This window comes from Ruoffia halotolerans (genome assembly GCF_014049385.1).
GTDB classification, from domain to species: Bacteria; Bacillota; Bacilli; order Lactobacillales; family Aerococcaceae; genus Ruoffia; species Ruoffia halotolerans.
In genome coordinates this window covers 72033-98277 of sequence record NZ_JACAOA010000001.1, presented here as the reverse complement: position 1 = coordinate 98277, position 26245 = coordinate 72033, and the positions used below count along the sequence as shown (strand labels likewise).

Below are 26245 nucleotides of genomic sequence, written 5' to 3'. Positions count from 1 at the left end.
AACAAATTAATTGGCTTTTTATTCATTTTAGATTAAATCCAACAATTTTAAAACGATATATTGCAAATACAACGTGCATAAAGCACACATGGAGGAAATTTTTTATGAATACAGGTACAGTTAAATGGTTTAACGCAGACAAAGGTTTCGGATTTATCGAACGCGAAAATGGTGGAGATGTTTTCGCACATTTCTCAGCTATCCAAGGTGAAGGGTTCAAAACTTTAGAAGAAGGACAACAAGTTTCTTTTGATATCGAAGAAGGACAACGTGGAGAGCAAGCGACTAACATCGTTAAACTATAATTCACATTAAAAATTCAGGGCAGCCTACCAATAGGCTGCTTTTTTATTTTGTAATAATTTCCTAAATGCGACATTATTTGTATTAGGAATATCAAGTGGAAGCCAAAGATACTCGTTATTATATAGATGTGAGGAGGAATAAGATGTTACAGAGTTTTAATGAAATCATGGGCTATGTAGAATTGCATATTGAAGGAGATTTAAAAGTTGACGATCTCGCAAAAAAGCCGGCTTGTCCGCCTTTCATTTAAGAGAACATTCTCATTCATTGTAGGTATTTCAATCGGCGAATATATAAAAAATCGAAAATTTACACTCGCTAATGAACAACTCACCGAAAAGAAAATGTTACAGATGTAGCATTAAGATTTGGTTATCAATCCGTGGACGGTTTTTCAAGATCTTTTCGGGAGTCGAGTGGTTATCTTCCTTCCGAAGTCATTAAGAATAACATTTAAAAGTCGTATTCCAAACTCACATTCTATATAGATATTCGAGGAGGAGAAACAATAAAATTTTAAATCAAACATAAAGAAGCGTTTAATATCGTTGATGTTAAAGCAACAGTACCCATTCAATTTGAAGGCGAAAATAATCATATTGCCAATTTAGCCAACTCCATTACAAAACAACAAAAAGCAGAAATGCACTAACTAAAAGGATTGTATCCAAATAAAGTCGTCAACGCATCATTTAATTTTGATGACAAACGATTTGATGAAAAAGGGGAACTCACTCATATGATTGGCTTTTTAACTACAGAGGACAATACCTTTGAGGATTTAGAACAAGTAAATGTGGAAAAAAATACGTGGGCAATATTTCCAAATAAAGGACCTTTCCCTAAAACATTGCAAGATACATGGGCGAAGATATATTCTGAATGGTTACCATCATTGAAATTTGAATTAGTCGAAGCGCCTGAAATTTCGTTTACACAATTTGATCGTTTCCAAGATAACGTTTATAGCGAAATTTGGTTTGCAGTCAAAGAAAAATAGAACCACCAAATTCACACTTTAATAGCCCAGTCTTCCAATCAATCAGGAAGACTGGGCTATTTTTGTACCAATTATTCATCAACCATTAAATCAAAGCCTTGCTTCTCCACAACTTGTAGCAATTTTTGACGCAATGGATTCGGTGTGCTTAATTTACGAACTAGTTGATCTGTATATGTATCAGACCGGCGATTTTTTTCACGGGTATCATAATAATACGACATCTCTTCATCATAATCTTTCAGTTCAGTAGTTATATTAGCCACATAAGGATATGAATTTTTTCCAACTTTAAATTTCAAGTCCATTCTCGGCTTTAATTGAGGATTGTCATCAGGATAACCAAACAACATGCCTACTATTGGGAACGTTAATTCAGGTAGCTCTAAAATATCGATAATTTCTTGCGGGTCATTTAGAATACTCCCTAAGTAAACTGCACCGAGATCGTATGATTCAATAGCATTTGTTATGTTTTGGGCAGCTAAGTAAGCATCCGCCACACCTTGGAAGAAGACATCCATCGTTCGGTAACTCTCACCTTCATAACCTTTCTCTTCAGCAATTTGCTTCATACGGAAAGTATCCACCACAAAGATTAATAATTCAGGTGCTTCGGCTACATAAGCTTGTTTACAAACTTCAGCAATTTGATCCTTTTTCGCTTGGTGTGTGATACGAATCACGGAAAAAGTTTGCATTCCAGAACTTGTCGCTGTTCGGTTCATAATAGTGAATAAATTATTTCTTAAGTCGTCATCAACCGGCTTATCTTTAAAGAAGCGCATCGTTCTGTGTTCTAATTGATGATTTGTTGTATAATTTTGCATTTGGTTATGACCTCTTTCTTCTAAACATTGAAATAATCGTAGCACAAATATTTTCATAAAACTTTTACGAAGCTTAGAAGTCCACCTTAAGGCTTACATAAACTATTTTAATAAGCAAGAATGGTTGAAATAATTGCTATAAGCGTTTTCATCTAGTAAGATTAAGACATCAAAAGAATAAGGAGAGTGTCGTTTCATGAAGAAAATTATGAATAATCCGAGTCAAATTGTTGATGAAATGTTAGAGGGATTAGCATATGCACACAATGAGATTGTAGAAAGATTATCTGGGTTTGATGTGATTGCCCGTACTTCTGAGAAAAAGAATCGAGTGGCAGTTGTATCTGGTGGTGGTGCAGGTCATGAGCCATCGCACGCAGGTTTCGTAGGTGAGGGTATGTTATCAGCAGCGGTAAGTGGTCCAGTATTCACTTCCCCAGCACCAGATCAAATTCTAGAAGCAATTAAGGCAGCAGATGAAGGTGCAGGAGTTTTCTTAGTAATCAAAAATTACTCAGGAGACGTAATGAACTTCGAAATGGCACAAGAATTAGCTGAAATGGAAGACATTGAAGTAGAAACAATTATTGTAGATGATGATATTGGAGTCGAAGACTCACTGTACACTCAAGGTAAGCGAGGGGTAGCAGGTACAGTTTTAGTGCATAAGGTAGTTGGCTACTTTGCTGATCAAGGGAAGTCTTTAGCAGAAATCAAAGAAATAGCAGATGCACTTGTACCAAATATTCATACAATTGGTCTCGCTTTAACTGGGGCAACAACGCCTGAAGGTGGTAAGCCAAGCTTTAATTTAGCTGATGATGAGATTGAATATGGTGTTGGTATACACGGTGAGCCAGGCTATCGTTCTGAGAAGCTAAAACCTTCAAAAGACTTAGCTACAGAACTAGTTACTAAATTATTAGAATCATTCGAGATTAAAGAGGATGAGTCGATTGGTGTCTTCGTTAACGGTATGGGTGGTACGCCATTAATGGAACAATATGTCTTTATGAATGATGTTCGTGCAATACTCGAAGATAAAAATATTGATGTTCGCTTCAAAAAAGTAGGCGACAATATGACGTCTCTTGAGATGCAGGGACTTTCATTAACAGTGATTAAGTTCGAAGACGAGAAATGGTTAGAAGCATTAAATGCACCAGTGAAAACAATTGCTTGGAAATAGGAGAGATGGTTTATGGAATTAGAAGTAGTATTAAAATGGATGGAACTTTTCAATGAAAAAGTTCAAGCAGAAAAAGTTAAATTAACAGAACTAGACACACCTATTGGTGATGCAGACCACGGGAATAATATGTCCCGTGGGATGAAAGCTGTTATGGAAGGCTTAGAAACCGATCAACCAGAAACAGCAGCAGACGCTCTAAAAGTGGTAGCAAAAAATCTCTTGAGTAATGTTGGAGGGTCTGCGGGTCCTTTATATGGTTCTGCAATTTTAGGTCTAGCTAAAGGTGTGCAAAATGAAGCAGAGTTGGCAGAGTCAATGAATGATGGATTGGAGGCAATAAAAAAACGTGGTAAATCCACTGAAGGCGAAAAGACAATGATTGATACATGGTCACCCGTTGTGAAAGCACTCAAAGAAGGAACTTTAACTTCTAATGTGATCCAAGATGCCGTTGAGAACACAAAAGATATGAAAGCAACGAAAGGAAGAGCTTCCTACGTTGGCGAGCGTTCAATTGGACATATTGATCCTGGTGCATACTCCTCAGGATTATTATTTGAAGCATTTATAGAAGCAGGAGGTATAGAATAATGTCGGAATATGGAATTGTCATTATGTCACATTCGAAAGATATAGCTCAAGGAATTCATAATTTATTAGATGAAGTAGCGAAAGATGTCAGTATTACCCATGCTGGTGGAGACGAAGATGGCGAGATTGGAACAACGTTTGACGCCGCTTCAGAGATGATTGAAAAGAATCCAAAAGATAAACTGCTCGCGTTTTTTGATCTTGGAAGTGCAAAGATGAATTTAGAAATGGCAGTCGAAATGTCAGATAAAGAAGTGAAAGTATATGAAGTTCCAGTAGTTGAAGGAGCATATACAGCCGGTGCACTCTTACAAGCAGAGGCAGACATAGAAGTAATTGAAGCACAGCTTGATGAGTTAAAAATAAACAAATAAAAAAATGGAGGTAGGCAATTATGGATTTTGTAGGAGAATTATTAGGGACGTTTATATTGGTATTATTAGGTAATGGTGTTGTTGCAGGTAATGTGTTAAAAGGAACTAAGGGCGAAAACACAGGTTGGATTATGATAACACTTGGTTGGGGTCTTGCGGTAACTTTAGGGGTACTTGTGTCAGGTTTCTATAGTCCAGCTCACTTAAACCCAGCAGTTTCGATTGCTTTCGCAGTCCTAGGACAAGTATCTTGGGGTACAGCATTTATGTATATTATTGCTCAAATGATTGGGGCAATGTTAGCGCAAGTCGTTGTTTGGTTACAGTATTTACCACATTGGGATATGACACCAGATCCAGAAACTAAATTAGCTGCATTCTCGACAGCACCCGCTGTTCGTGATACAACGTCAAACTTCATTGGTGAAGTTGTTGGTACAGCAGTCTTAGTGATTGGTGTAATGGCAATGGGACCAAATAACTTATCATCAGGTTTTGGACCATTCGTCGTTGGTGCAATTGTAGCTTCCATCGGACTTTCACTTGGTGGAACAACCGGTTATGCGATTAACCCAGCTCGTGACTTAGGGCCACGTATCGTTTATCAATTCTTACCAATGAAAAACAAAGGAAACGCTGACTGGGGTTATGCTTGGATTCCAGTATTAGGACCAATCGTTGGTGGTATCGTTGGAGGTTTAATTTATAATCTAGTTTTAGCAGGTATTTAATTTTTTGAGACGCATTGAGTTTAAAAAAGGAGAGAATATGAATGGCTGAAAAATATATTATGTCAATCGACCAAGGGACAACAAGTTCACGTGCAATTATTGTTAATAAAAAAGGTGAAATCGTTGGAAGTGGCCAGGAAGAATTCGAACAAATTTACCCACAAAGTGGTTGGGTAGAGCATGATGCGAATAAGATTTGGAACAATGTACAAGCGGTAATTTCAAAAGCAATTATTGAAAGTGAATTACAACCAGAAGACATTGAAGCCATCGGTATCACAAATCAACGTGAAACGACTGTTATCTGGGATAAAGAAACTGGAAAACCAATCTACAATGCCATTGTGTGGCAATCTCGTCAAACGGCTTCAATCGCTAATCAATTAATTAAAGATGGACATACAGATACGATACAAGAGAAAACCGGATTAGTTATCGATGCGTACTTCTCAGCAACTAAAGTTCGTTGGATTCTTGATAAAGTTGATGGCGCACAAGAACGCGCTGAAAACGGCGAATTATTATTCGGAACAATTGATTCATGGTTAGTTTATAAATTAACTGGTGGAGACGTTCACGTCACGGACTATTCAAACGCAGCTCGTACGATGTTATTTAATATTCATGATCTAAAATGGGATGACGAAATCCTAGAGTTATTAAATATTCCAGCATCAATGCTTCCAGAAGTTAAATCAAACTCTGAAGTTTATGGATACACTAAGACATATCATTTTTATGGACAAAAAGTGCCAATCGCAGGGATGGCAGGGGATCAACAAGCAGCCTTATTTGGACAAATGGCTTTTGAACCAGGTATGGTTAAAAATACTTACGGAACAGGTTCATTTATGATTATGAATACGGGTGAAGAAGTTAAAGCTTCTGAGAACAACTTAATTACTACAATTGGTTACGCCATTGATGGTAAAGTGCACTATGCATTAGAAGGATCGATCTTCGTTACAGGAGCAGCGATTCAATGGTTACGTGATGGTCTTGAGTTATTCAAACAATCACCTGAAACTGAAGAGATGGCATATAAATCAAAAAGTGAAGATGAAGTATATCTAGTACCAGCATTTACTGGTTTAGGTGCGCCGCATTGGAACTCAGAAGCACGAGGTTCAGTTTATGGCTTAACGCGCGGTACTACTAAAGAAGACTTAGTTAAAGCAACATTACAGTCAATTGCTTACCAATCACGAGACATATTAGAAACAATGAAGAAAGATACTGGTTTAGAGATTGAGGAATTACGTGTTGATGGTGGGGCAGCAATGAACCAATACTTAATGCAATTCCAATCTGATATTGCGAACGTAAAGGTTGTACGTGCAAAATTATTAGAAACGACTGCTCTAGGTTCAGCTTACTTAGCTGGTTTAGCTGTAGGTTATTGGAAAGACCAAGAAGAACTAAAACAATTAATTGAAGTCGGGGAAACATTCGAACCAGATATGGCAGACGACAAGCGTAAAGCCTTATATGAAGGATGGGAAAATGCAGTAGACGCAACAATATATTATGCTAAGAAATCTCAAGGAGGAGATGAGTAGTGGCAGTTCTATCATATCGCTCAAGATCTGAAGTAATTGAACAGTTACAAGCAGATACATTTGATTTAGTAATCATTGGTGGCGGTATTACTGGGGCTGGACTGGCGGTACAAGCAGCGGCGAGTGGAATGAAGACGGCCTTGCTCGAAATGCAAGATTTTTCTGAAGGAACAAGTAGCCGTTCAACGAAATTAGTACATGGTGGCTTACGTTACTTGAAACAATTTGATGTAGAAGTTGTATCTGAAACAGTTCAGGAACGTGCAGTTGTTCAAGGCATTGCCCCGCACATACCGAAACCAGATCCAATGTTACTACCATTATATGACGAACCAGGCGCATCTTTTTCTCAATTAGAGTTAAAAGTGGCGATGGATTTATATGACCGTTTAGCTGGTGTCGAAGAGACGGACTTTGCGAATAAACTCTTATCAAGAGAAGAGGTTATCGAAAGACAACCAAACTTGGCCAAAGAAAATTTAATTGGCGGTGGATTTTACTTAGACTATCGCAATAATGATGCACGCTTAGTTATTGAAAACATTAAGCAAGCCCATGAAGATGGTGCAGCGGTCTTGAGTCGGGCAAAAGTGACAGGCTTTGAATATGATAATCAACAAAGAATTCAGTCTGTCATTGTTAAAGATATGTTAAATCAAGAATCATTTAAAGTGAAAAGTCAGTTAGTTATTAATGCAACCGGACCATGGAGTGATACAATTCGAGCACTTGATACGGAAGTTGAATCAACACCTCAAATGCGCCCAACTAAAGGGGTTCATTTAGTGGTCGATTCTAAGAAGCTACCTGTTAATTCACCCATATACTTTGATAGTGGTGAAGGTGACAAACGAATGGTATTCGTACTACCAAGAGAAACTAAAACGTATTTTGGAACAACCGATACAGATTATGATGGTGATTTAAAACACCCTCAAGTCAGCTTACATGACGTTGAGTATTTACTTGAGATTGTGAATCGCCGTTTCCCAGAAGCGAAGATTACAATTGATGATATTGAAGCGAGTTGGGCAGGTCTTAGACCGCTCATTTCAGGAAATAGTGGATCGGATTATAATGGTGGGCATAATGGCGCATTATCAGATGAAAGCTTTGACGAATTAGCTTTATTATTCACTGAATATAATGAAGGAAGAGTTCCAAGAGTCGAAGTTGAGAAGGGAATTCGTGACGCGAATCGTAATAATGCAGAGTCTGGAAACGACCCATCCGCCATTTCTCGTGGAAGTGATTTATCTGTCAGTGAAACTGGACTTCTGACCCTTGCTGGAGGAAAGATAACTGACTACCGAAAAATGGCCGAAGGCGCGATGAAAGTTATTATCGATACATTGAACAAAAAGACCGATAAAGAATTTACTTTAATTGATTCTAAAGCGTACCAAGTGTCTGGTGGACATTTTGACAAAACGCGTGTCGATGAATCCATTCAAGAATTTGCTAAATTATACGAAGAAGCTGGTTTGAATTCAGAAGAGGCTGATTACTTAGCAAACCTGTATGGTTCAAACGCTGAACGTGTATTACAATATTTAGATCAAGCTAAAGAATATGCAGATAAATTATCATTGCCAGTCAAAGATGCAATAAGTTTACTCTATGCAATTCATGAAGAAGCAAACCTAACAAGTGAAGACTTCTTCTTAAGACGGACAAACTACATGCTCTTTAGATCGGATGAGATGCATAGCTTAGTTGAGCCAGTCCAAGCAATCATTACTGAAGAGTTAGGATTAAGTTCAGAAGAAAGTGAAAGACAAGCCCAAGAATTAGAAGAATCAATGAGTGAACATGCACTCAAAGATTTAAAATAGTTAAACTCAATCATCCCCTTTGTAAAGATTATAACTCAGGTTAATTATTTTTTATTTAACATTTAACTTTACAAAAGGGGATTATTTTTGTTAAAATTTATGCAAACGTTTTACTAAACGAAGAAAGGAAAATTGAATGGCAAAACAAACAAGTATTAACTTAAGAAAGTTTGTAATTTACAGTATCTTTGTTAGAAATTTTACTGAAGAAGGTACATTCAAAGCTGTCGTTTCTGAGTTAGATCGAATCAAAGATTTAGGAACAGATATCGTCTGGTTTCTGCCGATGTATCCTATAGGTGAGAAGAACCGCAAAGGAGAAGATGGCTCACCATATGCGATTAAAGATTACCGCAGTGTCGATCCAAATTATGGTACAATGGAAGACTTCGAAGAATTAATCGAAGAAATCCACAAGCGTGGGATGAAAGTTATGATTGATATTGTCTATAATCATACATCGCCTGATTCTATTCTTGCTAATGAACATCCTGACTGGTTTTATAAAACAGCCGAAGGTCATTTTGGAAACCGCGTCGGTGATTGGAGTGATATTGTTGATTTAGATTATAAACATCCTGAACTATGGAATTACCAAATTGAAACACTAGAACAATGGGTTAAACGTGGGGTAGATGGTTTTAGATGTGATGTTGCACCTTTAGTACCGATTGAGTTTTGGTTACAAGCACGGGAAGCCGTGGAGGAAATTAATTCAGAAGTGATTTGGTTATCCGAATCAGTTCATCCTGGTTTTATTCGCGAATTAAGATCAAAAGATATGATTGCACTAAGTGACAGTGAAATTTATCAAGCCTTTGATATGACTTATGACTATGATGTTCATGATCATTTTGAACTATATATAGAAGGTAAGATTGGTATCGAAGCATATATTGAACGTCTTAAAGTACAAGATTACACGTATCCTTGGAATTATGTGAAGATGAGAAACTTAGAAAACCATGATCATCTACGAATTAGACATCGTATTCCAAAAGACAGTGAATTGATGCAATGGACGGCTTTCACCTTTATGCAAAAAGGATCGTCGTTAATTTATAACGGACAAGAAGTATTAGCGGAGATGACACCAAGTTTATTTGATCGCGACCCAATTGATTGGGGCAGCGGACATGACATTAGCGATTTTCTAGCTAAGTTAGCCCATGTTCAGAAAGAATATGTGCCTTTAGATGGTTTATATTCACTTGAAGCAGATAATGATACTAATACAGTGACTTTAAATTTTAAAAATGCTCAACAGACATTCTATGGAGTGTTTAACTTAAAAGACTCAGAAGGGTCCATCGATTTCCCTGTTGCAGATGGCGAATATACGAATTTAATATCAGAAGAAAAAGTAACAATTACTGACGGAAAGCTAGATATAGCCAATACCCCTCTAGCTTTACTTGTGAATAATTACTAATTATGAAATAAATGTGAATTTTCTACTTGAAAACGCTTGATTTACGCAAACGATTGCGGTATTATAATTATAGTAATTTAAGCGTTTACAAAAACGCAAAAATAGGAGGGAAATCAATGAAGTTTGATTGGAAAAAAATTATTACTGGTGCTACAACTGCGATTCTAGGAGCATCTTTTGCTGCAAGTGTATTACTACCTGCACAGGAAGTATTAGCACAAGAGGAAACACTCATTGTCTCTGCCGCTGGTCATTATGACTATGTTATTGAAAATATCGAAGCTTTTGAAGAAGAGCATGGTGTAAGTGTTGAAGTTTGGGACACAGACATGTTCGAAGTATTAGACGGTTTAGCATTAGATGGGCCAGCTGGAACAGGAGCGGACGTAGTTATCGCACCTTATGACCGTATCGGTTCATTAAGTATGCAAGGTTTAATCCAACCTGTGACTCTAAATGAAGACGCAGGCTACGATGAAACGGATCAGCAACAAGTAACAATGGACGGTCAAATTTATGGAGCGCCAACTGTTATTGAAGCACTGGTAATGTTCTATAACACTGAATTACTAGATGCTGCACCTGAAACATTTGAAGAATTAGAAGCGATTTCTCAAGATGAGCGTTTCGCGTTCGAAGGCGAAGAAGGACGTAACGTTGGTTTCTTAACTAACTGGGTTGACTTCTATATGACTTATGGTCTATTAGCTGGTTACGGTGGATATGTATTTGGTGAAGATGGAACAAATACTGAAGACATCGGATTAAATAGTGAAGGTGCTATCGAAGCAATTGAGTACGCAACAAACTGGTACCAAAATACTTGGCCACAAGGTATGTTAGACATAACAAGTGCAACAGATTTCATTAACCAATCATTCATGGAAGGTAAAACTGCTGCAGTAATTACTGGACCTTGGATGGCAAATGATTTCAATGCCTCTGGAATTCCTTATGCTACTACAACAATCCCAACATTACCTAATGGTGAAGAATACAAACCATTTGGTGGAGGGAAAGCATGGGCAATCTCAGCCTTTACTGAAAAAACTGAATTAGCACAAGAGTTCTTAAACTGGGTAACTAGTGAAGAGCAACAAACAATTATGTACGAACGCTTAGGCGAAGTTCCTGCGAACCAAGTAGCTCGTGAGCAAGCAGCTCAATCAGACAGCGAGTTAACAGCAGCTGTAATTGATGTATATGAAAACGCAGTACCAATGCCAAAAATCCCTCAAATGGCCGAGGTATGGGTAGGAGCTGAAAGTTTAATGTTTGATGCAGCTTCCGGAACTAAAACTGCAGAAGAATCGGCAAACGATGCAGTAGAGTTAATTACGCAAACAATTCAACAAAATTATTAATACTGAAATTAACTAACAATGTCTGGTTGGCCTACGCCAGCCAGATTTTTTAATCATTAGTTTGGGAAGTATTAGAGGAGGCTTTATGATGGAAGTAGAAAAAAAGTCAATTAAAAATGAGAAATTGGCGGCTGCCTTATCGATCATCCCAGGTCTAGGGCAACTTTATAATAAGCAAATTATAAAAGGTATCTTATTTTTAGCTGTTGCTATTTTATTCGTTTATGAATTAAATGTATTTGGAATTCAAGCCATATATGATTTAGTAACACTTGGAACAACACCGATGGAAGATCATTCATTATTTATGATGATTCGAGGAACATTACAAGTATTAGTTACAGTCATATTTTTATTTTTCTACATATACAACATATATGATGCGAAGAAAGTGGCGTCACACTGGAACACTGGTATTCACGTAAATAAAACTTTCCGTGAACTATTCGATAATGTATATAAAAATGGATTTCCATACTTACTAATTGTACCGGCATATTTAGCAATGATCTTTGCAATTATATTCCCAGTTCTTGTGACGATATTTATAGCTTTTATGGATTATAGTATTATGAATATGCCACCAGCTAAATTATTAAATTGGGTAGGCTTGGAGAACTTTCTAAAAATATTCACTTTAAGTACTTTTCGTGATGCTTTTACATCGGTATTCTCTTGGACAATTATTTGGACACTTTGTGCGACAACATTACAAATTGTTTTAGGAGTGTTTACAGCAGTTATTGCCAACCAACCGTTCATTAAAGGTAAACGTATTTTTGGGGTTATTTTCCTATTACCGTGGGCTGTGCCTGCGTTCATTACAATTATGTCATTCTCGAATATGTTTAACGATTCAGTTGGAGCCATTAACACGCAAGTTATTCCCTTTCTAAATAACTTTATTCCATTCATGGATATTGGGCGTATTGCTTGGAAGACAGATCCTTATTGGACCAAAGTTGCAATTATTATGATTCAAGGCTGGTTAGGTTTCCCTTATATTTACGTTATGACGACAAGTATTTTACAAGCGATTCCTGAAGATTTATATGAAGCAGCCAAAATTGATGGTGCCGGAGCGTTTAGACGATTCCGTGACATTACAATGCCGACAGTCTTTGCTGTAGCAGCTCCAGTATTCGTCACTCAATATACTGGGAATTTTAATAACTTCACTATGATCTATCTATTTAATGATGGTGGACCCGGGAGTGCGGGTGGTGGGGCCGGGCAAACGGATATCCTAATTTCTTGGATATTTAAGTTGACGACGAATAATTCCCCTCAATATTCACTTGCAGCAGCTTTGACAATCATCGTGTCATTTATCGTTATTGGTGTGACGCTGATTGTATTTAAACGGACAAATGCATTTAACATGGAGGATGAATAATTATGAAGAAGAAAGGTTCAGCGAAAGCAAAAAGACTCATCGGACAGATCTTAACGTATTTATTTATGATTGTCTTATCGATTATTATCATGTACCCGCTTTTAGTAACAGCGAGTTCGGCCTTTCAGGCAGGTAACATCACGTCCTTTTCATTAGATTTAAATGCAACATGGACTTTAGATAACTTTAGAAGACTTTTCGAAGAGACGATGTACGGTAGATGGTATGTCAACACATTGATCGTAGCCTTCAGTACAATGATTGTACAAGTTACCATTGTTACTTTAGCGGGTTATGCATACAGTCGTTACCGTTTTATGGGACGCAAAAATAGTTTAATGATGTTTTTAATTATCCAAATGGTTCCAACAACCGCGGCTTTAACAGCCTTCTTCGTAATGGCTTTCTTATTAGATGCGATTAATGAGTTTTGGTTCCTATCATTCCTTTATATTGGTGGGGGTATTCCAATGAATACTTACTTAATGAAAGGATACTTTGATACAGTACCTTATGACTTAGACGAATCCGCAAAAATTGACGGTGCCGGACATATTAGAACGTTCTGGGAGATTATAACACCATTAGTCAGACCAATGATAGCCGTTCAAGCTTTATGGGCATTCATGGGACCTTTCGGGGATTTCATGTTAGCTAGATTTTTATTAAGAAGCCAAGAATCATATACGGTCGCTGTTGGTTTACAAACTTTTATTAATGACACACGAAATCAACGTGTCGCACTATTTGCCGCTGGTGCAATCTTAATTGCGGTCCCAATCTCCATCCTATTCTTTATGTTACAAAAGAATTTTGTATCTGGATTAACGAGTGGCGGTACTAAAGGTTAGATAAGGAATGATTTATATGGCGCATGTATTTCCAATTAATTTTTTTATCACTGCATTCTCTGCAGTAAAAAGTTTTACACATAGACAGTATTTAAAACATTGGCAAAAGTTAATTGTCATGATTCTGCTAGCTTCGTTAATGATGATACCTTTATCATTACAGTTGGGTAGAACAACTAGCGCAGACTTAACAAACTACGTACCTGAAGTGATGGATTATATCGATGAATCAGTCGTTCGAGAGTTAAATGCTCTTGAAAATAATGGAACAGATCTTGGGATTACGGAAGAAAAAATCATTAAAGAAAATGACGAACTTATTATTGGCTTAACACCTTCAATCGAAGCAGCTGAAACATTATTGAGTGATCGAGGAGGTATTATTTATACTTCTGATCAAACCATCTTTGGTGAAGACATCTCATCTCTGTTTTATCAACCTTATACAGGTGACAAGCCGATGAATGAAGTTGAAGACGTAGAGAATCTAAAAGAATTGATGTCACAACAATGGTTTTGGAGTAATCGAACCTCAATTGTATTAATGAATTATATTCAATTAAGTGTTCTTATCTTAGTAAGCCTGTTATTATTAATATTAGGATCAAGTTTCTTCCTATCCTTTATGCGAAAAAATGAAACGTATGACATTAATTCATTTTCAGAAGCTTTAACCATCGTCTTAAATTGTTTAGGATTACCAACTGTCATGGCTATGGTGATTGGTTTAATCAGTGGAAATCCAACAACCATGCTGACGGTTCAAGGATTATTGTTTGTTCTGATGTTAATGTGGGTTTATTGGAAGACACATTTTAATGATGCTTATGTACAGAATAATTAAAGGATAATTAAAGGATTGCTACTATCAAAAAACTAAAGGAGTTATACTATAATGGTTAAGTTAAATTTAAATAATATTTATAAACAATACCCAGGAAATGATACTTATTCTGTTTCTGACTTTAATTTAGAAATAGATGATAAAGAGTTTATCGTCTTTGTCGGACCATCAGGATGTGGAAAATCAACAACACTTAGAATGATTGCTGGTCTTGAAGACATTACAAAAGGCGAGTTAGTTATTGACGATGAAGTGATGAATGATGTTGAGCCAAAAGATAGAAACATCGCTATGGTCTTCCAAAACTACGCTCTTTATCCACACATGACTGTATTTGATAATATGGCTTATGGTTTAAAATTACGTAAATATTCAAAAGATGAAATCAAAAAGCGTGTTGATTCAGCAGCTGAAACTTTAGGTTTAACGGAGTTCTTAGAACGTAAACCAGCAGCTTTATCTGGAGGGCAAAGACAACGTGTGGCACTTGGTCGTGCGATTGTTCGTGACGCAAAAGTGTTCTTGATGGATGAGCCTTTATCAAACTTAGACGCGAAGTTACGTGTTCAAATGCGTACTGAAATCGCTAGATTACATAACACATTAAACACAACAACGATTTACGTTACCCATGACCAAACGGAAGCGATGACTTTAGCAACACGCATTGTCATTATGGATCGTGGGCTTATTCAACAAATTGGTTCACCAAGAGAAGTATATGATCACCCAGTGAATATGTTCGTGGCTGGATTTATGGGGTCACCTGCAATGAACTTCTTTAATGTAACTTATTCAAATGGACGGATCACCGATGGTAAAGAAATTGATGTTGAAGTATACGAACCTGCTCGTCGTCTATTAGAAGAGAAAGGATACGAAGGAAAAGATGTCGTATTCGGCATTCGTCCAGAAGACATTAATGCAGAGCAAGTGGCACTAGACTTATATTCTGGAGCACGTGTTAACGCTGAAGTTGTAGTGTCTGAGTTAATGGGATCTGAAACAATGCTTCATTCGAAAGTAGGAGATACTACGTTTGTTGCCCGTGTAGACGCTCGTGATACTCATGGACCTGGTGAAACGGTAGAACTTGCTTTTAATATGAATAAAGGTCATTTCTTTGATGTAGACACAGAAGAAGTAATTAAAAAATAAAAGATTTACACTCGTTTAATGAATGTTTGACAAAATTACTAATTGTCACCGATGCATTCTTTAACGAGTGTTTTGTTATAAATAGATGTAAAATGAAGGCATTTTCAATCGAAAAAATGGTAAGATAATCATATAAGTAAATTGAAAAGGGAAGGGTTGAAATACATGACACGATATGTACACGCTAAAAAAATAATTTTAACCGACGAAGTCATTGAAGATGGCTACTTAGCTATAGAAGATGGCAAGTTCAATGGGATAATATTAGAGAAACCAACGGATGGCGAAATCTTAGATTATTCTGAAGATACGATTGCACCTGGGCTTGTGGATACACATATCCATGGGTATGTGGGACATGATGTGATGGATAATGATTTCAAAGGGATTCAAAAGATATCAGAAGCACTACTAGCATGTGGTGTGACATCTTGGCTACCTACGACGTTAACAGCGTCAACAGAGCAGTTAAACGATGTATGCCAAACAATTGGAGACAACTATGAAGATGTGGTAGGCGCAAAGATCCGAGGTATCTTTCTAGAAGGTCCATTCTTTACTGAAAAGTACAAAGGCGCTCAAAACCTAGCTTACATGAGTGATCCATCGATTGAAAAGTTAAAACATTGGAATGACTTATCGAATGATTTAGTTAAAAAAATTGCAATTGCGCCGGAACGTGATGGAGTTAAAGAATTTATCGAATTTGCTAATACTATTGGCGTAAAAACTGCCTTAGCGCATAGCGATGCAAGTTATGAAGAAGCGAAAGAAGCCGTAGATGCAGGAGCAAACATTTTTATTCATACTTACAATGCCATGAGTGGACTTCATCATCGTAACCCTGGAATGGTTGGAGCAGCACTAGGCTTGGATAATGTCTTTGCGGAACTAATTAGTGACGGTCATCATGTACATCCTGGCGCAGCTCAAGTCGTTGTTAAAGCTCGTGGACCTAAACAAACGGTCCTTGTAACAGATTGCATGCGTGCAGGCGGCTTAGGTGACGGGGAATCAATATTAGGAGAACTTGAAGTCGTAGTAAAAGACGGACAGGCTCGTCTGAAAGATGGAGGAAATCTAGCTGGATCGATCCTTCGTTTGAATGAAAGTGTACGTAATATGTTTGAATGGGGCATTGTGTCTCAAGCAGATGCTTTAAGAATGGCATCTTACTCCCCAGCTAAGTCAGTCGATATCGATGACGTATGCGGCCAAATTAAAGCAGGTTTAGATGCTGACTTTATAATTGTAGGAGAAGACCTAGAATTAAAAGCAACATTTTTAAATGGAGCACTAAAATATAAACAATAAATATAAAGGTGGATTGTAATGGAAAAGATTAAGATAGGATCTTCACAACTGTTAGCCAGTCAATTAGGCTTAGGGTGTATGAGAATGGCAGATGAATCAAAAGAGAAAGCTGTTGAAGTCATTAATACGGCCTTTGAACAAGGAATTACACTCTTTGATCACGCAGATATTTATGGAAAAGGTCAATCGGAAATACTGTTCGCCCAAGCACTTAAAGATTCAGATGTTAGACGAGAAGACATTATACTACAATCTAAAGTAGGTATTCGTGATGGCTACTTTGATTTCTCAAAAGAACATATTATGAAGGCGACAGACGGTATCTTAGAAAGATTGGATACAGAATACATAGATATGTTATTACTTCATAGACCCGATACTTTAATGGAGCCAGAAGAAGTGGCAGAAGCATTTGATGTATTATATATGAGTGGTAAAGTGAGATATTTTGGTGTTTCAAACCAAAATCCTGGGCAAATCAAGTTATTACAAAAACACTTGAATCGTCCACTCATAGCCAATCAATTACAATTTGGACCCGCTCATACACCCATGATTGATGCAGGGTTTAATGTGAATATGACGAATGACTTGTCAGTTAATCATGATGGAAGCATTCTTGAGTATTGCCGCTTAAATAATATTACGATTCAACCGTGGTCGCCGTTTCAAGTTTCATTGAGTGAAGGATTATTTATTAATCATCCTGACTATCAAGAAATGACTAAGGTGATGAAAAATTTAGCTGAACACTATAACGTTTCACTAGAAGCGATTGTGATTGCCTGGATTAATCGTCATCCAGCTAAAATGCAGACGATTGCTGGATCGATGTCACCTAAACGTATTAAAGATATGAGTGAGGCTTTTTCAATTAATTTGACTAAGCAAGAATGGTATGACATTTATAAAAGTGGCGGAAGAAAGTTACCCTAAGTGATATTATTTTGTAATAGAGCGCTTTAATCGTATAATTAAAGTGAATAATAATAGGAGGTAAAGAGATATGTTTAATTTTTTTAAGAAGAAAGATAAAAAAGAAGTAGTAAAAGAAGTTAATGTCTATGCAATGTGTGACGGGGAATTTGTCAATATTGAAGATGTACAAGATGAAGTTTTTGCTCAAAAGATGATGGGAGACGGCTTTGCGATTAGACCTACACATGGGACAATTAATTCACCTGTTGATGGTCAAGTTGATAATATCTTCCCAACAAAACATGCCGTGAGCTTCACTGTTGGTGAATTAGAAATCTTATTACATATGGGAATTGATACTGTATCATTGGAAGGTAAGCCATTTACAATTCACGTAAATGAAAATTCGCAAGTATCAAAAGGTGATAATATTGCCGATGTTAACCTAACTGAGCTTGAAGAGAACGACAAAGATAAAGATATGATTATAGTATTTACAAACGGTGCAGAAGTTATTGATAAAATCGATGTTAAAGCAAGCGGAACAGTGTCTAAAGGTGATTTAGTAGCCACTATTAAATTAAAATAATAGATAATTAATTAGGAAACGGTTCTTAATTTGTTATATACTGTGCTTTAAGAGCATATTTATAACAAACAAGGACCGTTTTTATATTTCACAAGATTATAAATAAAAGGAGGCGAATGAATATGCGAATAGGCTTTATTTCAGATTTACATGTAGACAACTTTACGTATGAAGTACAAGACTATGTTGACGTATTGACAGAAGAAATAAAAAAGAATGAATTGGAAATGTTTGTTATTGGTGGCGACATTGCGAATAGTTATAAGGCCACGACGCATTTTGTCGAAGCCTTACAGGAACAAGCGAATACTTTGGTGTACTTTATTCCAGGCAATCACGATTTGTGGGACCGTGAAACGGATAGAGCAAATATTAACACAATGGCTATCTACCAAAGATACAAAGAACATCCTCAATGTCTCATTGAATCTCCTATAATGTTGACCAAACGCGTTGGCTTGGTCGGTCATACAGCTTGGTACAATTACGTGAAATATAATAAAGAAAAATTTAGCTTAGACAAAATTAAAAAAGGACGCTATAAAGGTGTGACTTGGCAGGATAAGAAATATATCCAATGGCCAAAAGAAGATCCAGAAATGTCGAAGTACTTTGCAGAAGTCATCGAAAAAGATATTCAAAAACTGCATGCTGAAAGCTACATTTTAGTCACTCATATGATTACTATTCCAAAATTTACGATGCCATTACCTCATCGAGTCTTCGATTTTTTTAATGCTTATATTGCTACAGATGATATAAATCTCATATATGAAAAATATCCTATAGAGAAAAGTATTATGGGACATGTTCATTTTAGAGGGGAAGTTGAAAGAAAAGGAACGTTATACATCACGAATTCATTAGGTTATGTCAAAGAATGGCGCTCCAAGGATATGCGTAAAGAAATCCAAAATTCCCTATACATATATGATGTAAAATGAGGTTAAAACCGATAAAAACACACTGAAAGCATTTGCAATAATGTAAAAAAAGTGTAATATAAGATTGAAGTCATCAGATGATATGGAGGAAGGGTAATGGAAGGGACTGCTAAGTCTTTAATTGAACAAACAAGTGAGTCTATCTTAAACTATATAATTACGAATAATTTAACCACAGGAGATAAGCTTCCAAACGAATATAAGTTAGCGGAAGAAGTGAATGTCGGGCGAAGTACATTAAGAGAAGCTGTCCGTGCGCTTGTGTCACGTAATATTCTTGAAGTAAGACAAGGCTCAGGAACTTATGTCAGTGAGAATACAGGAATTGTTGATGATCCACTTGGCTTTAGCTTCGTTAAGGATACACTTAAACTAACAGAAGACTTATTTGAGATTAGATATCTTTTAGAACCACGTGTTGCTGCCCTAGCTGCAACAAATGCAACAGACGAGCAAATTGAAGAATTAGACAAAATACGTTTGGAAATTGAAGAAAGAATTGGCGCATTTAGTGATGAGCATATTGAGAAGGATATTGAATTTCACAAGTTAGTTTCTGAAATGAGTGGCAACGTAGCTATGTCAAACTTAGTTTCGATAATTAATCAATCGATTTCTCGTTATTATGATTACTACACAAGTAACCGAATCAAAGACGAAACAATTGTATCGCATAGAGAGATTATGGATGCAATTAAAAGTAGGGATCCGATTTTAGCGGAAGATGTGATGCGAATTCATATTGTAACGAACCGCAGAAGTTTATCACAAAATAAGAAAAACAACTTGAAAAAAGAATAAAAAGTAGACAAACTTGAAAACACCACTGAATGTAGTGAACCTTAAAAAAGGACTTTAATCGAATATTTTTCTAAGTGGCCTGTCACCTATATTGAATAGGTGACAGGCCGTTTAGTTTTGTTTTAATACATTCGTGATTGTACCAGTAAATATATGATCTGATTCGTGCTTCTAACTCCCCGATACTTTCAATTGTTTCACCGTAGTAAATTTCTTGCTTCAATAAACCAAAAAAGTTTTCCATCGGTGCATTATCTAGACAGTTCCCTCCTGGACATATTCACTTACCAGAATAAGAAAAAGCATTACACCCAGAACGTGATGAAGATGATTTCTTACCAGCGTCATTAAACAAGACTTTATTAGACGAATTATTACTTGGTAAAGTTGGATTTAACGGTATTATCGTAACAGATGCTTCACACATGGTAGCGATGACTGCTTCATTACCTCGTCGTGAAATGTTACCAACAACGATTGAAGCTAGATGTGACTTATTCTTATTCTTCAATGATCCAGATGAAGACTTCCAATAGATGAAAGAAGGACTAGAAAACGGTCTATTAACTGAAGAACGACTACACGATGCAATTCGTCGTACTTTAGGTCTTAAAGCTAAAATCGGTTTACATAACACTCCACGTGAAGAAATTATGTTACCAAAAGAAGAGGCTCTATCAAGAATCGCATCAGAAGCTAACACAGAAGTTGTTCGTGAAGTTGCAGATAAAGCAATCACTCTAGTTAAAGATAAACAAAAAGATCTATTCCCAGTTACACCAGAATGTTACAAACGTATCTTATTACTACCAATTTCAGGTATTAAAGGTGGATTCGGTGCTATGATCGCTGGTAATAAACCAAAAGCACATGACCACTTGAAAGATTATTAGAAGAACGTAGACATGAAGTATCATTTTGGGAATCAACTCAAGAGAAAATCATGAAGTTACCTGAAGAAGAACGTTGAGCAGCTATTTCGAACGTTTATGCTCAAAAACAACCCATTTTTAACTTAACTGTAAATTATGATTTAATCATTAACGTAGGTGATGTTAACAGTGCTTGTACTATCCAACGTACTTTTGGCCAGCATCTAAAGGTACTCCAGATAGCTCATTCTATGTACATGAAATCCAACTATCTATGTTTTAGTACAAAATTCATTCGATTTAGCTGACGTTCCACAAGTAGGGACTTACATTAATACTTACGATGGTATGTTAGTAACAATGGAAGAACGAGTTAAGAAATTAGCTGACAAATCTGAATTCAAAGGTGTAAGCTCAGTAGATTAATTTTGTGGTTTATGGGATACAAAACTTTAAAGAGATAGAAAATAATATAACTAAATCATTCAAAATCTCCGATCCAGCAAGCATCTCCCCGGTGCTTGCTGGAATTTTTTCTCAAATATTTCTTAAATGACCTTTTATTCTAGGATATGTTAAGATATGATATGAAAGAAAATAAGAATTCGTCTATATAAAACAAGGAGGACAATGATAATGGCTAAAGTAGAAAGTTTTTCGTTAGATCATAACAAAGTAATAGCACCTTATGTAAGATTAGCGGGTAAAGAAGAGCATGAAAAGGGAGCAGTAATTGAGAAGTATGATTTAAGATTCCTACAACCTAACAAAGATGCTTTACCAACAAGTGCTGTTCATACATTAGAGCACTTCTTAGCAATTCATATGCGTGATGAAATCGAAGGTCTTATTGACATCTCGCCAATGGGATGCCGTACTGGTTTCTACATGGTTGCTTGGAATGATCACAGTCCAGAAGAGATTGCAGAAGCATTAGAGAAAGTCTTAAATATAATTATTGAAGCAGATGTGATCGAAGCAACAACAGCAATCGAATGTGGAAATTATAAAGACCACTCGTTATTTGCAGCAAAAGAATATGCAAAACAAGTATTGAATGACGGAATTAGTATCGATCCATTTGAACGTAAAGTTATTTAATTGAACAAAAAAAGGGCAAATCCAAACGGAATTGCCCTTTTGCTCATGTATCAAAACATTATATTAATTTACGTTTTTAATATCTTGTTCTAAATGCCAGATGTCACGGTTGTATTCATTAATTGTTCTATCTGAAGAGAAGAATCCTGCTTTAGCAATGTTAATTAATGCTTTACGAGTCCACGTATCGTGGTCTTCGTAATCTTCATAAACTTTCTCTTTGATTTCAATGAATTCTTCAAGGTCAATTAAAGCCATGAAGTAATCTTTGTTAATCATGTCATACTGTAAGCGAGATAAGCGATCTTCGTTACCTAGTTCAAGCATCTTAGGACTCATTAAGAAATCAACTAATGGTTTAATTGTTTCGCGTTCATAGTAAGAACGAGCGTTGTAACCATTTGTAGCATATAAATCGACAATTTCTTCACTTCGTTTACCGAAGATATAGATGTTTTCCTCACCAACTAAATCAGCAATCTCAACGTTAGCACCATCTAAAGTACATAATGTTAAGGCACCATTCAGCATGAATTTCATGTTACCTGTTCCACTTGCTTCTTTAGATGCGAGCGAAATTTGTTCTGAAATGTCTGTAGCCGGAATTAAGTACTGTGCATGCGTTACGTTATAGTTTTCTACCATAACTACTTGGAAATGCTCATTGACCTCATCATCATTGGCGATAATTTCAGATACAGTTAAGATAGCATGAATAATATCTCTTGCGATTGTATAAGCTGCTGCAGCTTTACCACCAAAGATAATTGTAATTGGTGTTTTTGGAATGTTACCATTCTTAATGTCATTGTATTTATGAATGATATAAAGTAATAACATTTGTTGACGTTTGTATTCATGAATACGTTTGATCTGAACATCAATAATTGAATGTTCGTTAATCGTAACATTTTGCATAGTTTCTAATCGATGACTTAGACGTTGTTTATTATTAAACTTTATTGCACGCAATTTAGTAAGGACATTTTCATCATCTTTAAAGTCTAATAATGGTTCTAGATTCGCTGAAGTTCTCCACTCATCTGAAATTAGGTCATCAATGAAGTCAGCAAGTTCTTTATTTGCGTCCATAATCCAACGACGGAACGTAATACCGTTTGTTTTGTTAATAAATTTATTCGGATAAATATCAAAGAATGCTTTTAATTCTGAATTTTTTAAGATTTCAGTATGTAATGCAGCCACTCCATTGATACTGTAACCATAATGAATAGCCATATGTGCCATATGTACACGGTCGTGTTCATCAATAATTGATACGGCGTGATTATTAGGGAATTCATCTTTTTTACGATTATCTAATTCACGGATAATGTTCGCAATTTCTGGCATAACTTGTTCTAATTCATCTATTGGCCATTTTTCTAAAGCTTCAGCTAAGATTGTATGGTTAGTGAATGCTGTCAATGATTGAGTGATTTGAATGGCTTCATCAAAATCGATACCACGTTGTGTTAATAGACGAATCATTTCTGGAATAACGAAAGCAGGGTGGGTATCGTTAATTTGAATGACTGCATATTCTGCTAAATCGTGTAAATTACTTCCACGAGCAACTGCTTCATCAAGTATTAACTGCGCACCGTTCGATACCATAAAGTATTGTTGGAAAATTCTTAATAATTCTCCTTCACGGTCTGAATCATCAGGGTATAAGAATAATGTTAAGTTCTCTTCAATATTTGTCTTATCAAAGTGAATCGTTCCTTCTTCAATAATATCGCTTGTTACTGAATCTAAGTCGAACAGACGTAAACGATTTCGAGTATCACTATTATATCCTAGGACATCGATATCATATAAAGTTGATTTCAAAGTAAAGTTATTGAATGGCACTTCATATGATTTTTCGTTTTTAATTAACCACGATTCTTCCGTAATCCATGGATCAGGGAGTTGAGTTTGTTGGTTATCTTTAAAGACTTGTTTAAATAAACCAAAATGATAATTCAGCCCTACACCATCACCATTAATACCTAAAGTTGTAATTGAATCGACAAAACATGCTGCTAGACGACCTAATCCACCATTACCTAATGAAGGTTCTAATTCTGCTTGTTCAATGTCCATGATGTTTTTACCATTGGCGATTAACTCATTGTTTACTTCATCGTAAATACCTAAGTTTAATAAGTTATTTGATAATAATTTACCAATTAAGAATTCCGCACTAAAGTAGTATAATTTCTTCTTTTTGTCATCATTTGTAGGTAATTCACGAGATTTGTCACGAACAAGATCTAATAACACCTTATACATCTCTTGATCCGTACACTCACGAATCGGCTTATCAAAGTTATCTAAAACATAATTTTCTAAAATACTCATTTTGAACTCCTTTATGGGTTGATCTATTTTAAGTAACGCACTACATTTATATATTACTGATTATAAAAGTAAATAGATAATAATAACTCTTATATATCGGTTTCCACATCATCTAATTCTGGTGCTGGGTGATACTCACCTTTAGCGTCTGATGCTTCCAACTCAACGTATTCATCTGTGTTTTCTTCAGTTTGCTCAGGGTTATATTGTCGAGGTGCACGGAAGTACTCGACAGTGAGTTTAGTTAATGACTCTTTAAGAGGTTCATCAATCGCACCGTCTAACATACGCCATTGCCAGTTATGCCCAATGGTTGATGGTTCATTCATTCGGGCACTATTATCTAAATCGAGTAAGTCTTGCATTGTGTAAATGGCGAAATCACTCACAGAAGAAGCGATTCCACGGTTTAATGCTTCAGAGATTTTTTCTCCAGGACGTCTGTTTAAGTAAGAATCTAATTGGTCTCTCATTGCTTGGTTCGTAGTATCTTCATACCATCCACGAGCAGTCATATTATCATGCGTTCCCACATAAGCTACAGTATTTGGAATATAGTTATGGGGTAGTTCGATACTATCTTCGAAACCATTGAAACCAAATTGTAAAATCTTCATACCAGGATAACCAGTCTTATCACGCATATCAATAACTTCTTGAGTCATGAAACCTAAATCTTCGGCGATAATATTTAATTCACCAAGGGCATCAGTAATATGTTTGAATAAGTCATAACCAGGACCTTTTGTCCATTGACCCGCTGCCGATGATTTTGATCCGTAAGGAACTTCCCAGAAAGATTCAAATCCACGGAAATGGTCAATACGAACAACATCGTATAGATTAAAGCTTTCTTTTAATCTCCAAATCCACCAGTCATAGCCATTTTCCTTCATATATTCCCAATCATAAATCGGATTCCCCCAGAATTGTCCGTCATCTGAAAAGCTATCTGGCGGTGTTCCAGCAACGTGCGTTGGTTCTACTTTGTTCTTCATTTTGAAGTATTGAGGTGTTGCCCACATTTCTACACTATCTCTAGATACGTAGATAGGGATATCCCCAACAATTTGAATGTGATTGTCATTCGCATATTTCTTTAATTGATTATATTGTTTAAAGAATAAATATTGAGTCACTTTATGATAAGTAATTTGATCACTGAGCGTCTCACGATATTCCTTCATTGTTTCAGGTTCTCGATTAATACTCGCTTCATCCCAGTTATACCAAGGTTCTTCATTGAAACTTTCTTTAATACTCATAAATTCACTAAAATCAATGAGCCAATCCTTATTTGTTTCTTCAAAGTGGTAGTAATCGTCAAAATCGCCCAGTTCAATAAACCGTTTCACAGCTTTTTCTAAGATAGGGCGTTTAACTTTGTAAATTAAACTATAATCCACTTTTTCAGGATCATCTCCAAAATTGACTGATTCGTAATCATTTTTCTTTAATAAACCATCTTCTTCCAAAAGAGTATAGTCTATAAAATAGGTATTACCCGCAAAAGCTGAAAAGGACTGATAAGGCGAGTCACCGTAACTGGTTGTTGTTAACGGAAGAATTTGCCAGTGTGTTTGTTTCGTCTCTTTTAGAAAATCAACAAAATCATAAGCAGATTGTCCAAACGTTCCAATGCCAAAAGGGCCTGGCAATGATGATATGTGCATTAATACACCACTTGTACGTGTCATATTGTGTAACCTCCTACTAAAAAAATTTCTTATATCCTTTCCGTTATGCAAAAGCTTTCGCTAAGATAACTGAAAACTCTTACATAACGAAAAGGAGATGTAATAATTAATGCAATTCCATTATACGAGAGAAACAAATAAAAAACAAACGTTTTCGTAGTGAAAGCGATTAAAATATTTTATTACAGTCTATGATT

23 protein-coding genes and 2 pseudogenes are annotated in these 26245 nt (G+C 36.2%); 21 read left to right on the top strand and 4 right to left on the bottom strand.

Annotation, left to right across the window (positions count from 1 at the left end):
• The first annotated feature begins 104 nt into the window (after positions 1–104).
• Positions 105–305 carry a cold-shock protein gene (locus HW423_RS00455; protein WP_218929995.1) on the top strand — a complete coding sequence of 67 codons (201 nt, stop codon included), beginning with the start codon at positions 105–107 and terminating at the stop codon, positions 303–305.
• A 662-nt stretch (positions 306–967) separates the two neighbouring features.
• A complete protein-coding gene (locus HW423_RS10980; RefSeq protein ID WP_235956163.1) occupies positions 968–1306 on the top strand; it encodes a GyrI-like domain-containing protein in 339 nt (112 codons plus the stop codon).
• 71 nt (positions 1307–1377) lie between these two features.
• On the opposite strand, the gene HW423_RS00445 is transcribed toward HW423_RS10980, so the two are convergent.
• Entirely contained in the window at positions 1378–2136 is a 759-nt protein-coding gene (locus tag HW423_RS00445; RefSeq protein WP_218929994.1) for an NADPH-dependent oxidoreductase, read from the bottom strand.
• A gap of 196 nt (positions 2137–2332) precedes the next feature.
• On the opposite strand from HW423_RS00445, the gene dhaK reads away from it, so the two are divergent.
• The 17 genes from dhaK to HW423_RS00360 all read left to right on the top strand — a co-directional run bounded on the left by dhaK (position 2333) and on the right by HW423_RS00360 (position 20029).
• A complete protein-coding gene (dhaK, locus tag HW423_RS00440; RefSeq protein ID WP_218929993.1) occupies positions 2333–3325 on the top strand; it encodes a dihydroxyacetone kinase subunit DhaK in 993 nt (330 codons plus the stop codon).
• A gap of 12 nt (positions 3326–3337) precedes the next feature.
• Positions 3338–3919, top strand: a complete 582-nt coding sequence (gene dhaL, locus HW423_RS00435; RefSeq protein WP_218929992.1) for a dihydroxyacetone kinase subunit DhaL — start codon at positions 3338–3340, stop codon at positions 3917–3919.
• Positions 3919–4293, top strand: a complete 375-nt coding sequence (gene dhaM / locus HW423_RS00430) for a dihydroxyacetone kinase phosphoryl donor subunit DhaM (protein ID WP_138405103.1) — start codon at positions 3919–3921, stop codon at positions 4291–4293. The genes dhaL and dhaM overlap by 1 nt, the downstream gene beginning before the upstream one ends.
• Positions 4294–4310: 17 nt before the next feature.
• The gene (locus HW423_RS00425; protein ID WP_138405104.1) at positions 4311–5024 is read left to right on the top strand and encodes an MIP/aquaporin family protein; all 714 of its coding nucleotides are present in this window, start codon (positions 4311–4313) and stop codon (positions 5022–5024) included.
• Positions 5025–5065: 41 nt separating this feature from the next.
• Entirely contained in the window at positions 5066–6583 is a 1518-nt protein-coding gene (glpK, locus tag HW423_RS00420; RefSeq protein WP_218929991.1) for a glycerol kinase GlpK, read from the top strand.
• Positions 6583–8418: a type 1 glycerol-3-phosphate oxidase gene (gene glpO / locus HW423_RS00415; RefSeq protein ID WP_218929990.1), complete on the top strand. Its 1836-nt coding sequence runs from the start codon at positions 6583–6585 to the stop codon at positions 8416–8418. The genes glpK and glpO overlap by 1 nt, the downstream gene beginning before the upstream one ends.
• Before the next feature lie 136 nt (positions 8419–8554).
• A complete protein-coding gene (locus HW423_RS00410) occupies positions 8555–9850 on the top strand; it encodes an alpha-amylase family glycosyl hydrolase (protein ID WP_218929989.1) in 1296 nt (431 codons plus the stop codon).
• A gap of 116 nt (positions 9851–9966) precedes the next feature.
• On the top strand, positions 9967–11214 hold the full coding sequence (locus HW423_RS00405) for an extracellular solute-binding protein (protein WP_218929988.1): 1248 nt from the start codon (positions 9967–9969) through the stop codon (positions 11212–11214).
• Positions 11215–11302: 88 nt separating this feature from the next.
• Positions 11303–12610, top strand: a complete 1308-nt coding sequence (locus tag HW423_RS00400) for a carbohydrate ABC transporter permease (RefSeq protein WP_218929987.1) — start codon at positions 11303–11305, stop codon at positions 12608–12610.
• Between the two features lie 2 nt (positions 12611–12612).
• A complete protein-coding gene (locus tag HW423_RS00395) occupies positions 12613–13461 on the top strand; it encodes a sugar ABC transporter permease (RefSeq protein ID WP_218929986.1) in 849 nt (282 codons plus the stop codon).
• Positions 13462–13477: 16 nt separating this feature from the next.
• Complete coding sequence (locus tag HW423_RS00390) at positions 13478–14305, top strand: hypothetical protein (RefSeq protein ID WP_218929985.1); 828 nt, start codon at positions 13478–13480, stop codon at positions 14303–14305.
• Positions 14306–14356: 51 nt separating this feature from the next.
• The gene (locus HW423_RS00385) at positions 14357–15463 is read left to right on the top strand and encodes an ABC transporter ATP-binding protein (RefSeq protein ID WP_218929984.1); all 1107 of its coding nucleotides are present in this window, start codon (positions 14357–14359) and stop codon (positions 15461–15463) included.
• Positions 15464–15628: 165 nt separating this feature from the next.
• Positions 15629–16777 (top strand): N-acetylglucosamine-6-phosphate deacetylase, encoded by a 1149-nt coding sequence (nagA, locus tag HW423_RS00380; RefSeq protein ID WP_218929983.1) that lies wholly within the window; start codon positions 15629–15631, stop codon positions 16775–16777.
• Positions 16778–16795: 18 nt separating this feature from the next.
• Positions 16796–17713, top strand: coding sequence for an aldo/keto reductase (locus tag HW423_RS00375; RefSeq protein ID WP_218929982.1), 918 nt, complete (start codon positions 16796–16798; stop codon positions 17711–17713).
• Between the two features lie 70 nt (positions 17714–17783).
• Complete coding sequence (locus tag HW423_RS00370) at positions 17784–18284, top strand: PTS sugar transporter subunit IIA (RefSeq protein ID WP_218929981.1); 501 nt, start codon at positions 17784–17786, stop codon at positions 18282–18284.
• A gap of 116 nt (positions 18285–18400) precedes the next feature.
• Positions 18401–19228, top strand: a complete 828-nt coding sequence (locus tag HW423_RS00365) for a metallophosphoesterase (RefSeq protein WP_218929980.1) — start codon at positions 18401–18403, stop codon at positions 19226–19228.
• Between the two features lie 96 nt (positions 19229–19324).
• A complete protein-coding gene (locus tag HW423_RS00360) occupies positions 19325–20029 on the top strand; it encodes a FadR/GntR family transcriptional regulator (protein WP_218929979.1) in 705 nt (234 codons plus the stop codon).
• An 82-nt stretch (positions 20030–20111) separates the two neighbouring features.
• Here the strand turns inward: HW423_RS00360 and HW423_RS00355 are convergent.
• Positions 20112–20297 (bottom strand): annotated as a pseudogene (locus HW423_RS00355) (IS3 family transposase); the annotation flags it as partial.
• Between the two features lie 4 nt (positions 20298–20301).
• On the opposite strand from HW423_RS00355, the pseudogene HW423_RS00350 reads away from it, so the two are divergent.
• Both HW423_RS00350 and HW423_RS00345 read left to right on the top strand, forming a co-directional pair.
• Positions 20302–21327 (top strand): annotated as a pseudogene (locus tag HW423_RS00350) (glycoside hydrolase family 3 N-terminal domain-containing protein); the annotation flags it as partial.
• 210 nt (positions 21328–21537) lie between these two features.
• A complete protein-coding gene (locus tag HW423_RS00345; RefSeq protein ID WP_218929978.1) occupies positions 21538–22002 on the top strand; it encodes an S-ribosylhomocysteine lyase in 465 nt (154 codons plus the stop codon).
• A 63-nt stretch (positions 22003–22065) separates the two neighbouring features.
• Here HW423_RS00345 and HW423_RS00340 read toward each other — a convergent pair whose 3' ends face one another.
• Together HW423_RS00340 and malQ are read right to left on the bottom strand one after the other, a co-directional pair.
• Positions 22066–24351 carry a glycogen/starch/alpha-glucan phosphorylase gene (locus tag HW423_RS00340; protein WP_218929977.1) on the bottom strand — a complete coding sequence of 762 codons (2286 nt, stop codon included), beginning with the start codon at positions 24349–24351 and terminating at the stop codon, positions 22066–22068.
• 89 nt (positions 24352–24440) lie between these two features.
• The gene (gene malQ, locus HW423_RS00335) at positions 24441–26081 is read right to left on the bottom strand and encodes a 4-alpha-glucanotransferase (protein ID WP_328803103.1); all 1641 of its coding nucleotides are present in this window, start codon (positions 26079–26081) and stop codon (positions 24441–24443) included.
• Positions 26082–26245 lie beyond the last annotated feature (164 nt).